This is a genomic window from Ruoffia sp. FAM 26255, assembly GCF_045528525.1.
GTDB classification, from domain to species: domain Bacteria; phylum Bacillota; class Bacilli; order Lactobacillales; family Aerococcaceae; genus Ruoffia; species Ruoffia tabacinasalis.
Genome location: NZ_JBGQQX010000061.1, coordinates 1 through 11,243 on the forward strand (window position 1 = coordinate 1; position 11,243 = coordinate 11,243).

Below are 11,243 nucleotides of genomic sequence, written 5' to 3' on the forward strand. Positions count from 1 at the left end.
GTTCATCCGTGGTAAGATGGGTGTAGGTCATTTGTGGTCACTCCTTTGTATTCTTTGGTCGGAATTACAAGTTGAGTGTACCACAAATGGCTGTTTTAGTTGTCTAGCTTAATTTTACAATCGGCGATTTTAGAAAATATTATATAAAATGGCTTGACCTTGACGTAACGTTAAGGTGTAATCTGTATGAAGAGGTGAGGAAATGAGTTATTCAATTGGAGAATTAGCAAAACTAGCCGGGATTAGCACAAGAACATTGCGTCATTATGATGCGATTGATTTGTTAAAACCTGCGTATGTCGAAGAGAATGGGTACCGAGTTTATAGTGAAGACGAAGTGAAAATGTTGCAACAAATAATGTTTTACCGAGAATTTGGTATCACATTAGAGGAAATTCATGCGATGGTTAATTCTTCAGAATTTGATCGTCTTAAAGCATTGGAAACACATTATCAACACCTAAAATCGGAAAAAGACCGTATTAGTCAATTGATGGATACAGTCGAAAACACAATTAAAATATACAAGGAGGACTTAACAATGTCTAAAAAAGAATTTGAAGGCTTTAAAAAACAACAAATTAAAGCTAATGAAGAAAAATATGGTGATGATATCATTAATTCATCAAATAAAAAATTCGGAAATTTAACGCAAGAACAGTACGAACATATAGAAAAGCTTAATGAAGAAATCAGTGAAGCTCTAGTAAATGCCGTACCAGAATGGAAACCTGAAAGTGCAGAAGGGCAACGAGTTACTGAATTACATAAAGAATGGCTAATCATGGTTTGGCCAGATGATCTATACTCTGAAGAAGCACACATTAGCCTAGCTCAAATGTATACACAAGATGAGCGTTTCAAGAAATACTATGAAGATATTACTGAAGGCGCAGCGGATTACTTATACGAAGCAATCAAGGTATTTTACAATAAATAAGCGAAGACTGTAAATATTTAGAAATATCGAGGCCTATGCTATACTTGTCTATAGTAACAATCTGAAGTGAGGATGGATAGAGATGAGTCATAGAAATAAAGGGTTTTTAGTAGCGATGTTATTCGCGATGCTATTCACCCCAATAAGCATAGCAGCATCAGAAAGTAGTTCTAGTACAAGTGATGAAGAACTGGAACAAGTAGAATTAAGTGAAGAGGATAAAGTGAATTATATTCGCTGGTTTGGAGCCTATGACGATCTGCCCCAAATACCTTTAGATGAATTAAAGTCTACGTTTGAGACGTTCATTTCCGAAGGTTCAACCGACATGACTAAAGAAGAAGTCATTGAATTAGCGGGCGAGCCTACCGAAACATTTGATGCAGGTGCAAGTGAATTCTTATTGTATTATTCAATGAATGATGAAGAATCAGCTATTCTATATGCACAAATCTTCTCAGAAGAAAAGGCAGCGGAAGCAAGTAGTGGACAGGCAGCTTCGACAGAATCTGTTGAAAGTACAGAAACAGAAGAGGGCTTTGCTGCGGCTTATTTAACAGAAGTGAATTTATTGTTAGTGAATGAGACGGCCTTTGAGCCCTTAAACATTACTTTAGAAGAAATTGAAACTTGGCAAGATTCAGAGTGTGACAATCGTGAGTTTACTACATTTGAAGAGTTACAGGAATTAATTGGTGAGCCATCAGAGATAACTTATCGATTCGAAGATGAAAGTTGGCTGTATGCTTGGATTCGAAATAGTGAAGAAACTGACTCAATAGATTACGTCATGGCTGAAGTCGATGCTGACGGTAATATTGTGGAACTCAATACAATTGAAGATAGCGAAGAGAGCAGCGAAAGTGTCGAGATTTCGAGCCTAGATGAATTTAACAACACTGACGAAACAGCTGAATAAGCAGTTTGAACTAATTAGCGCTTAGGTTTACAACAATCATTGTGTAGGCCTAAGCGTTTTTTAAAATAAATGAATAAGGGAGTCATGAATATGAATCGAATTAACTTAGTTGCTTTAGGTGTCAAAAATATTGGTAAGGCAATGGAATTCTACAAAGAAATCGACTTTAAAACCAATGAAGAGGCTAATAACCCACCGACTGTAATTTTTGATAAGGATGGAAAAAAATAGAGTTATTCTCACAGGAAGATTTAGCCAATGAAATAAATCCAACCAACCCTTCAGTCATTAATACAGGTTTTAGTGGAATCACATTAGCAATCAACTTTAAAACTAAAGTTGAAGTGGATGAATTTGTTAAACTGGTTGAGTCTGCTGGTGGGCTGATCGCGAAATATCCTAAACCTACGGATTGGGGCGGGTATAGTGGTTACTTCCAAGATCTTGACGGTTATTATTGGGAAGTTGCATATGGTGATAGCTGGAAGTTCGATGATAATAACATGCTAGTCATAGAATAATAAGTGTTGATTGAAGGAGCTGTGGTTGCAGCTCATTTTTCGTTGGGAAAATGGGTAAACCTGCATTCGGATTCAATTTGAGTACTCAATTCCAGCTAAATACGCATTCGAATTCAATTCGAGTCCTAGATTACGACTAAACACGCATTCGAAAAAATCCGAGTACTCGATTCCAGCTATATACTGGTCCTATAAACGTGGACAACTAGAGACATGTCCGATTCATTCGTGGACTAAGTTCATTTCTGTCATTATCATCGTAGACAGAGTTTTATTGCACAAAAAAATATCATCTCCAATCCTTTCACATCGCAGTTACTTACAATTGTAAATAAATAATATTTATGAAAACGTTAAAAAAATCCTCGACTAACACAATATATGTGATATTATTATTAAGTGAACACTATATATTGTGTTGAAGGAGGATGGAAATGGAGCAAACATTTAAAGGTATTAAGGAAAATATAACAAATACAATCGTTATCAAACGAGATGGGCGAGTTGTAAACTTTAATCCGAATAAGATAAAAGCAGCGATTAACAAAGCATTTACTCATGTATATTCAAGCGAGGATGCTGAAATATCGGAATTAGTTAAAGACATCATCACTAAACTATCAAATAGATATGGTCAAGAATTGACGATTAATCAAATACAGCGAGTAACAGAAGAGGTACTAGTGGCCTCTAAATACAATGAAGTTGCCCAGGCCTATATTAGCTACCGGGTACAAAGAGAACAAGAACGCATGTTATCTGTTGATATCAATGAAAGTATTAAAGCCCTAACTGCAAAAGAAAGTACACTAGTGAATGAGAATGCGAATAAAGATAGTCGTGTCTTTAATACACAAAGAGATTTGACTGCAGGTGTCACGGCTAAAGCAATTGGGTTAAAGATGCTTCCTCCTCATGTCGCTAACGCGCATTTAAAAGGACAAATTCACTACCATGATTTGGATTATCAACCTTATGCACCGATGACAAATTGTAGTTTGATTGATTTTGAGACAATGTTTAATGAAGGATTTACAATTGGAAATGCCCAAGTCGAGTCACCCCAATCGATCCAAACGGCTACGGCTCAAATGGCTCAAATCATTGCCAATGTTGCAAGTAGTCAGTACGGAGGAACTAGTGCAAACCGAATTGATGAGATTTTAGCTCCTTATGCAGAGAAAAATTATCATAAGAATTTAAAGATGGCGCATGAGTGGATTGAAGATGAGGATAAACAAAAAGCATTTGCGATGAGTAAGACGAAAAAAGATATTTATGATGCGATGCAAAGTTTGGAATATGAAATTAATACACTTTATACTTCTCAAGGACAAACGCCTTTTACGACACTTGGCTTTGGTCTAGGGACTTCATGGATTGAAAGGGAAATCCAATTTGCTATTTTGAAAGTTAGATTAGAAGGCTTGGGTAGCGAGAAAAGAACTGCAATTTTCCCTAAACTTGTCTTTACATTAAGAGATGGAGTGAACTTAAAAGAAGCAGATCCGAATTATGATATCAAACAGTTAGCACTTGAATGTACAGCTAAACGAATGTACCCGGATGTTCTAATGTATGACAAATTAGTTGAGTTAACAGGCAGCTTTAAAGTGCCAATGGGGTGCCGGTCATTTCTGCAAGGATGGAAAGATGACAATGGAAATGAAGTCAATGACGGTCGAATGAACTTAGGGGTTGTCACATTAAATTTACCGAGAATAGCGATTGAATCTAGCGAGAACAAAGAGCAGTTTTGGTCAATATTAGAGGAAAGACTCGATATTATGACTGATGCTTTAGTATATCGCGTTGAAAGAGTGAAGGAAGCTTTACCAGAGAATGCCCCCATCTTATATCAATATGGAGCATTTGGTGAGCGATTGAATGAAGACGAATCCGTTGATAAATTATTTAAAAACAAACGCGCAACGGTATCACTAGGCTATATAGGTCTATATGAAGTGGCAACTGCTTTTTATGGTCCCGATTGGGAAAGGAATAAAGAAGCTAAAGATTTTACACTAGATGGGATTAAAACTCTTAAAGCCAAGGCAGACGAGCTTGGTGATCAGTACGGCTATCACTTCAGTGTGTACAGCACTCCTTCAGAGAGTTTAACAGATCGATTCTGTCGGATGGATAAAGAACGATTTGGATCGATTCCTAATATTACCGATAAAGATTATTATACGAATTCTTTCCATTATGATGTCAGAAAAAATCCAACCCCTTTTGAGAAAATCGAATTCGAAAAAGATTATCCACAATACTGTAGTGGCGGGTTTATTCATTACTGTGAGTATCCGAATATGCGCCAAAATTTAAAAGCGTTAGAAACAGTTTGGGACTTTGCTTATGACAAGGTTGGTTATTTAGGAACAAATACACCAATTGATCATTGTTATGAATGTGACTTTGATGGTGAATTTGAAGCGACCGAACGCGGTTTTAAATGTTCACAATGTGGCAATCAGAATCCTGACACCTCAGATGTAGTAAAGAGAACTTGTGGTTATTTAGGAAATCCACAGAAAAGACCTATGGTGCGTGGAAGACATAAAGAAATTAACGCGCGTGTGAAACACATTCCCGATAGCATTGTGAAATTGAAACGCAATCAGAAAGCGAAATTAGCAAACGACTCAAGGAGCGTACTCGAATGAAAAATCCAAAACCAAAAGAATGGCTAGCTGAAGATTTAAGTCTAGGTAAGATTGCGGATTACAAACCGTATAATTTTGTGGATGGTGAAGGAGTCAGATGCAGCCTTTACGTCAGTGGCTGCCCCTTTGCCTGTATCGGTTGTTACAACCGTGTCGCACAAAACTTTAATTACGGTACACCTTATACGCAAGAACTAGAAGAGCGAATCATTGAAGACCTCGCTGCATCATACTGCCAAGGCTTAACATTACTAGGTGGAGAGCCTATGTTAAATACTAATATCGTAGTCCCTTTATGTAGATCAATCCGAGAAAAATACCAGCAGACTAAAGATATTTGGTCATGGACTGGTTATACATGGGAAGAATTACTTTCAGAATCTGAAGATAAGTTGGAACTATTATCCCTTATCGATGTTTTAGTCGATGGGCGTTTTGACATTAATAAAAAAGACCTCACAAGGCAATTCAGAGGCAGTACAAATCAACGTATTATCGACGTCCAACAGAGTTTGGCGCAAGATAAAGTTGTGCTTTGGACACAATCGAATGGTCAACCATATTATTAATATACAAAAAACAACAGCTCGAATTTTTTGAACTGTTGTTTTTTTTACTTATAAAGCATCTTTGAAAAAGGCAGTACCTACACGAATAAAAGTAGCTCCCTCAGCTACAGCGATGGGGTAGTCTTGACTCATGCCCATGCTAACTTCGGTACAAGGAGCATTTGAAAAGTTACCTTGTTCCACTTCAACTTGTAACTCTTTTAAAAAGCGGAAATATTCATGAATTTCCTCTTGGCTGGCATCAATAGGAGCCATTGTCATTAGGCCAATGATATTTAACTTATCATATGCTTCTAACTCTTTTAAAGTGTCAGCCAACGCGTCGGGTTGGAAACCAGATTTACTATCTTCACCACTCACATTAACTTGAATGAAACAGTTAACCGGCTGCTCAGCGCGTTTTTGAATTTCTTTTGCTAAAGAGAGACGGTCCAGAGAGTGGAGATAATCAATATCATTAATAATCTTCTTCACTTGTCTCGTTTGTAAATTACCAATAAAATGCCATTGAATCTCATCATTAATATCTGCCAAATTTTCATATTTCTTTAAGAATACATCGGGGCGATTCTCCCCAAAGTGTTTTACTCCAAGAGCGTGCAAATCACGCATCGTTTTTTCATCAACGGTCTTAGTGACTGCAACTACAGTAGGCTCCTTGTTTCCAGCGGGTAGATGATTTTCAATCGTTTCTTGAATTACATTGATATTTGTTTTTAACGTTTGTTTCATTGTCACTTCGTTCACCAATCCTTTAATTATTCCTCTATTGAATTTATCAATAATGGTGGAGGGTGTCAATTTGAAGACATTCAAACGAATTCAAGAGTAATACTTGCATTGAACAAATATCCATGTTAGCATTATTTCGAAGTCGAGATAACACTTCATTGATCACTAATAAAAGTGAAAGACTTGACCTCTAAATTGATTCATGTTAATATTAATTCGAAATCGAGATGTAAACATTTAAAGTAAAATTTTAAATGCTTTTGCTCGGTTATAATTATTAACTTATAATTCGAAAACGAGATAATAAAATATGAACAATCTTTTAGGAGGAGCAACAATGAACAGAACCGAAGAATCATTAAAAGCATTTGTAGGGATCCAAAGAACAAGCGAAACTTTAGATAGAACAGTTAGAAAAGACTCAAGAAAACACGGTCTAAACTTAAATGAGTTTGCCGTACTAGAATTATTATTGAATAAAGGGCCACAACCCATTCAACAAATAAAAGAGAAAATTCTAATTGCGAGTAGCAGTACTACTTACTTAATTGATAAATTATGTGAAAAGGGACTTGTTGAGCGAATTGTAAATGAACAAGATCGTCGTATCATTCGTGCCTCTTTAACACCTAGCGGGAAAGAGTTAATTGAACGCATCTTCCCATCGCATGCTGAATTGATTAGAGAATCATTTGATAAATTATCGGATGATGAACTCACACAACTACGGTTCTTATTGAAGAAAATGAACGGCATAGACAACAAATAAAGGAGCGTTTTATTATGACGAACAATTTTGAACTTAAAGGAATTCACCACGTTACAGCGATTACGAATAGTGCTGAAAGAAACTATAAATTTATCACAGATATTTTAGGTATGCGTTTAGTTAAAAAGACAGTAAACCAAGATGATATCCAAACGTATCATACATTCTTTGCGGATGACATCGGATCACCAGGAACGGATTTAACATTCTTTGATTTTCCGAATATTCCTTCAGGAACTTATGGATCAAACTCAATTTCGCGTATTGGCTTACGTGTTCCTAACGATGCAGCATTAGAATACTACTTAAACCGTTTTGAAGAATTTGATGTAAAACACGGCGAAATTGAAGATTTATTCGGTACGAAAGTTTTAGAATTTGAAGAAGAAGATGGGCAGCGCTACCGTTTATTCTCAGATGAGAATAATGAAGGGGTAGAGGCTGGAACACCATGGCAAGATGGACCAGTACCAACAGATAAAGCTATCTACGGGCTTGGACCGATTGAAATTACTGTAAGTTATTTTGATGACTTCAAACAATTATTACAAGTAATCTATAATATGAAACCAATGATTGAAGAAGAGGAAGTTGCAGTCTTTGAAGTTGGTGAAGGTGGAAACGGTGGTCGTGTTATCTTACGTAAAGATGAGGAAACACCCGTTGGAATCCAAGGTTACGGAGAAGTTCACCACGTTTCATTTAGAGTTGAAGACCATGCAGCAATTAAATCATGGGAAGCAAAATATGACCAAATCGGTGTTCGCCACTCTGGTTGGGTAGATCGTTTCTTCTTTGAAGCACTATATGCACGAATTGGCCACATCTTAATTGAAATCTCTACAGATGGACCAGGATTCATGGGCGACGAACCATATGAAACATTAGGAGAAAAATTATCATTACCGCCATTCTTAGAAGAAAAACGTGACGAAATCGAAGCATCTGTACGTCCATTTGATACAACGCGCAATAAATAATAGCCAGGCGACTTTGAAATCATTAATACAATATAAGGAGCTGATAATATGGAACCGGTGAAACATTTACACCATATTACTGCGATTGCAGGTCCACCTCAAGAAAATGTACACTTTTATCGTGATGTTTTAGGCTTAAAATTAATTAAGCAAACAGTTAATTTTGACGATGTAAATACATATCATTTTTATTTCTCAAATAAGGGTATGGATGATGGAACAATCTTAACGTTCTTCCCATGGGATACGCGTAATCGTGGTGTTAAAGGTAGTGGGCAAGTTGGAAGAATTGCTTTCTCAGTACCTAATGGGTCATTAGAACATTGGAAGAAACATTTAGAAACTCATGATGTTATTTTTGAAGAATCGAATATGTTTGGAAATCGTGGAATTATCTTTGAAGATAACCATACTTTACGCCTAGCAATCGTCGAAACTGATGAAGAGAATAATGATTCAGATATCTTAGGTTTCTACGGCGTGGAGTTGCTATCAAGCCAACCAGAAGCAACAAGAGATACATTACGTAACCAACTCGGTTTAGAGGAATTAGAAGCCACATTAGAATTTTTCCACTTAGAAACAGTGGGAGAACAACGTCATCACATTATTATACCTAAAGAAGCACCAGCGAGAGGTAGAGACGGTGTTGGAACAGTTCATCACGTGGCTTGGTCAATGGAAGACGATCTTAAACAGCAAGAATGGCGTGAATACCTACAAGATGAAGGATTCCACGTGACAGATGTTAAGGATCGTAATTACTTTAAAGCGATGTACATGCGAGAAAAAGGCCATGTTCTATTCGAATATGCGACCGATGGACCTGGCTTTGCTGTCGATGAACCTGTGGATGCCTTAGGACAAAAGCTCATGCTCCCAGAACAATATGAAAGTCAGCGTGAAGAAATCGAGCGAACATTACCAAAAGTCGAATTATAGGAGGGGTTTATGCATTTTTTTAAAGCAGATAATATGTCCTCAAAGGACAATAAAAAGAAATTAGCAGGAACAATTATACCAAGGCCGATTGCATTAGTGATGACGCAATCTGATGAAGTCATTAATATTGCACCTTTTAGTTACTTTAATATTGTTTCTAACAACCCACCTCTCATTTCGATTGCGATACAACGATCGAATGGTGAACTAAAAGACACTTCAAGAAATATTCTCGCAAAGAAAGAAGCGACGGTTCATGTTGTAGATGAGCGAATCGTAAACGATGCAAATGCAACATCAGCAACATTGCCTGCAGATGAGAGTGAGTTAAGTGTATCAAACTTTAACTTAATTGACTCAAAATTGATTGGCACACCAGGGATTAAAGAAGCCCTCGTCCGCTATGAGACACAGTTGTATAAAGCTGTTGAAATTACGGATGCATCAGGGTTAATCGTTGCGGATTTAATCATCCTAGAGGTGATTGGTTTCCATCTTGCAGAAAAGATTTACGATGTTGACACAGGCTATATTATAGCAGACAAACTGAAACCTGTGAGTCGATTAGCCGGTGCGGATTATGCCAAATTAGGTACGCAATTTGATTTAGTCCGACCAGATTAAAGGAGTTAATAATTTATGGAACATATCTTTAGAGAAGGAAAAGCAAACCATCCTGTATTCATTATGTTACATGGAACGGGTGGAAATGAAACAAATTTATTACCCTTAGGTGAGATTTTAGATCCTGAGGCAGCAATCTTAGCCATCCGTGGAGATGTTGTAGAGAATGGCATGTTACGCTACTTTAAACGTAAAGAAGAAGGCGTATATGATGTTGAAGACTTAAATCAACGCGGAGAAGCTTTACATCAGTTTATCGTTGAATCGAGTAAAGAATATAACTTTAATTTAGATGATGCAGTCTTTGTTGGCTTTTCAAACGGATCAAACATTGCAATGAATATCTTATTAAGAGAAGACAGTCAAGTGAATAAAGGGACACTCTTTGCACCAATGTATCCAGTGGACGTGTCTCATAATACAAAAGATATGAAAGATGTTTCAATTTATTTATCAATGGGAGAAAATGATCCCATCGTTTCGTTAAATGATAGCGAGAATGTTGTTGATATCTTCGAGACACGCGGCGCAGAAGTCACAACGTTTTGGGTAAATTCCCATGAGTTAAATGGTGAAACAGCTATGCAAGCAAAAGCTTGGTTAAATAAAGTTTTTAAATAATATAATAAAAGAGGGACGAGATCATAATAGAACTCGTTCCTCTGTTTGTTTGTGAATAAATTTGCTTTGAACTAAGTGAAATATCTGTTCAATGATAAAGAACAGCAAGATAGATACTAAAATTGAGCCCGGATAATAAAAGATAATAGGTACGGAAGAAAAGATGGGTTTATCTCTAAGATAAAAGTAATTACCATTAACAATTGGATTAAATAACGCCACGAAGACAAAGTATACTAAAAACAATAGAATGACACGCTTACGTGCGGATGCATAAACTTTATAGTTATAGGCAATCATACCGTAGAAGGGTAGTAGCAATGTAATAACATGATTCGTTAAAAAACTTACCCCTCTAGGATGCGTAATCGGTTCAATGTTTGATGGTACTAAGAAACTTAACCAAGCAAACACTGAGAAATAGGCAACGATGTTAAATAATTTTTCAGATTTAGTAAATAAGAAAATGATACCTAGAATGGTATTAATCCGACTAATGTGGAAGGGTAAGGATTCTTGTAATGTAAATTCACCGAGTAGGACATAAGAACCGTATAATAAAATTTGTTGAAGGATTGAAATAGTCACAATGTATTTTGAAATAGTATTGCGGTGGTCTCTAACATACGATTGATTCATAAATAAGAGGCAGGTAAAGAAAATTAAAACAGCAATATATAATAAATGATTCGGACCAAGAATTTGAATATATTCCATGTTAGTTACTTACCTCGCTTTATAATATATTAGTTATAAAAAAATAGTTTAATATGCATTCATTTTAAGAATCTCATTTCTTTTTGTCAAACTTATTTTTCATTTGTACTTTTAGATCCTGAATAATTCATAGCTCTATAATTTAAGCTGGTTTCTTGAATAAATTAATCGTTCTTGGAAAAATTGGGAATTTTTCTACAAAATAGTGAGTTCTCGAAGTAGATTTTAACTAAATGAACCTTC

13 protein-coding genes are annotated in these 11,243 nt (G+C 36.3%); 11 read left to right on the forward strand and 2 right to left on the reverse strand.

The window, feature by feature from the left end:
* Positions 1-202 precede the first annotated feature (202 nt).
* The 6 genes from ACEN31_RS09835 to nrdG all read left to right on the forward strand — a co-directional run bounded on the left by ACEN31_RS09835 (position 203) and on the right by nrdG (position 5,615).
* A complete protein-coding gene (locus tag ACEN31_RS09835; RefSeq protein ID WP_407093915.1) occupies positions 203-940 on the forward strand; it encodes a MerR family transcriptional regulator in 738 nt (245 codons plus the stop codon).
* 82 nt (positions 941-1,022) lie between these two features.
* Positions 1,023-1,859 (forward strand): hypothetical protein, encoded by an 837-nt coding sequence (locus ACEN31_RS09840; RefSeq protein ID WP_407093916.1) that lies wholly within the window; start codon positions 1,023-1,025, stop codon positions 1,857-1,859.
* A 90-nt stretch (positions 1,860-1,949) separates the two neighbouring features.
* Positions 1,950-2,090: a hypothetical protein gene (locus ACEN31_RS09845; RefSeq protein WP_407093917.1), complete on the forward strand. Its 141-nt coding sequence runs from the start codon at positions 1,950-1,952 to the stop codon at positions 2,088-2,090.
* Positions 2,091-2,203: 113 nt separating this feature from the next.
* Positions 2,204-2,380: a hypothetical protein gene (locus ACEN31_RS09850; RefSeq protein ID WP_407093918.1), complete on the forward strand. Its 177-nt coding sequence runs from the start codon at positions 2,204-2,206 to the stop codon at positions 2,378-2,380.
* A 434-nt stretch (positions 2,381-2,814) separates the two neighbouring features.
* The gene (nrdD, locus tag ACEN31_RS09855) at positions 2,815-5,046 is read left to right on the forward strand and encodes an anaerobic ribonucleoside-triphosphate reductase (protein ID WP_407109307.1); all 2,232 of its coding nucleotides are present in this window, start codon (positions 2,815-2,817) and stop codon (positions 5,044-5,046) included.
* Positions 5,043-5,615: an anaerobic ribonucleoside-triphosphate reductase activating protein gene (gene nrdG / locus ACEN31_RS09860; protein ID WP_407093920.1), complete on the forward strand. Its 573-nt coding sequence runs from the start codon at positions 5,043-5,045 to the stop codon at positions 5,613-5,615. The genes nrdD and nrdG overlap by 4 nt, the downstream gene beginning before the upstream one ends.
* A gap of 48 nt (positions 5,616-5,663) precedes the next feature.
* Here the strand turns inward: nrdG and ACEN31_RS09865 are convergent, their stop codons facing one another.
* Positions 5,664-6,347 carry a YggS family pyridoxal phosphate-dependent enzyme gene (locus ACEN31_RS09865; protein WP_407094100.1) on the reverse strand — a complete coding sequence of 228 codons (684 nt, stop codon included), beginning with the start codon at positions 6,345-6,347 and terminating at the stop codon, positions 5,664-5,666.
* Positions 6,348-6,684: 337 nt separating this feature from the next.
* On the opposite strand from ACEN31_RS09865, the gene ACEN31_RS09870 reads away from it, so the two are divergent.
* The 5 genes from ACEN31_RS09870 to ACEN31_RS09890 are packed head-to-tail and all read left to right on the forward strand — an operon-like array spanning position 6,685 to position 10,283.
* Positions 6,685-7,116, forward strand: coding sequence for a MarR family transcriptional regulator (locus tag ACEN31_RS09870; RefSeq protein WP_338489518.1), 432 nt, complete (start codon positions 6,685-6,687; stop codon positions 7,114-7,116).
* 14 nt (positions 7,117-7,130) lie between these two features.
* Positions 7,131-8,096 (forward strand): VOC family protein, encoded by a 966-nt coding sequence (locus ACEN31_RS09875; protein WP_338489516.1) that lies wholly within the window; start codon positions 7,131-7,133, stop codon positions 8,094-8,096.
* A 48-nt stretch (positions 8,097-8,144) separates the two neighbouring features.
* Positions 8,145-9,038 (forward strand): ring-cleaving dioxygenase, encoded by an 894-nt coding sequence (locus ACEN31_RS09880; RefSeq protein ID WP_407094689.1) that lies wholly within the window; start codon positions 8,145-8,147, stop codon positions 9,036-9,038.
* A 9-nt stretch (positions 9,039-9,047) separates the two neighbouring features.
* Positions 9,048-9,662, forward strand: a complete 615-nt coding sequence (locus ACEN31_RS09885; protein WP_407094688.1) for a flavin reductase family protein — start codon at positions 9,048-9,050, stop codon at positions 9,660-9,662.
* A gap of 15 nt (positions 9,663-9,677) precedes the next feature.
* Entirely contained in the window at positions 9,678-10,283 is a 606-nt protein-coding gene (locus tag ACEN31_RS09890) for an alpha/beta hydrolase (RefSeq protein ID WP_138404009.1), read from the forward strand.
* A 21-nt stretch (positions 10,284-10,304) separates the two neighbouring features.
* On the opposite strand, the gene ACEN31_RS09895 is transcribed toward ACEN31_RS09890, so the two are convergent.
* On the reverse strand, positions 10,305-11,000 hold the full coding sequence (locus ACEN31_RS09895; RefSeq protein ID WP_138404010.1) for a TIGR02206 family membrane protein: 696 nt from the start codon (positions 10,998-11,000) through the stop codon (positions 10,305-10,307).
* Positions 11,001-11,243: the final 243 nt, after the last annotated feature.

Excerpts from the sequence above, each read along its gene's own strand:
- ACEN31_RS09835 (WP_407093915.1), top strand. The coding sequence starts at position 203 with ATGAGTTATTCAATTGGAGAATTAGCAAAACTAGCCGGGATTAGCACA.
- ACEN31_RS09840 (WP_407093916.1), top strand. The coding sequence starts at position 1,023 with ATGAGTCATAGAAATAAAGGGTTTTTAGTAGCGATGTTATTCGCGATG.
- ACEN31_RS09845 (WP_407093917.1), top strand. The coding sequence starts at position 1,950 with ATGAATCGAATTAACTTAGTTGCTTTAGGTGTCAAAAATATTGGTAAG.
- nrdD (WP_407109307.1), top strand. The coding sequence starts at position 2,815 with ATGGAGCAAACATTTAAAGGTATTAAGGAAAATATAACAAATACAATC.
- nrdG (WP_407093920.1), top strand. The coding sequence starts at position 5,043 with ATGAAAAATCCAAAACCAAAAGAATGGCTAGCTGAAGATTTAAGTCTA.
- ACEN31_RS09865 (WP_407094100.1), bottom strand. The coding sequence starts at position 6,347 with ATGAAACAAACGTTAAAAACAAATATCAATGTAATTCAAGAAACGATT.
- ACEN31_RS09870 (WP_338489518.1), top strand. The coding sequence starts at position 6,685 with ATGAACAGAACCGAAGAATCATTAAAAGCATTTGTAGGGATCCAAAGA.
- ACEN31_RS09875 (WP_338489516.1), top strand. The coding sequence starts at position 7,131 with ATGACGAACAATTTTGAACTTAAAGGAATTCACCACGTTACAGCGATT.
- ACEN31_RS09880 (WP_407094689.1), top strand. The coding sequence starts at position 8,145 with ATGGAACCGGTGAAACATTTACACCATATTACTGCGATTGCAGGTCCA.
- ACEN31_RS09885 (WP_407094688.1), top strand. The coding sequence starts at position 9,048 with ATGCATTTTTTTAAAGCAGATAATATGTCCTCAAAGGACAATAAAAAG.
- ACEN31_RS09890 (WP_138404009.1), top strand. The coding sequence starts at position 9,678 with ATGGAACATATCTTTAGAGAAGGAAAAGCAAACCATCCTGTATTCATT.
- ACEN31_RS09895 (WP_138404010.1), bottom strand. The coding sequence starts at position 11,000 with ATGGAATATATTCAAATTCTTGGTCCGAATCATTTATTATATATTGCT.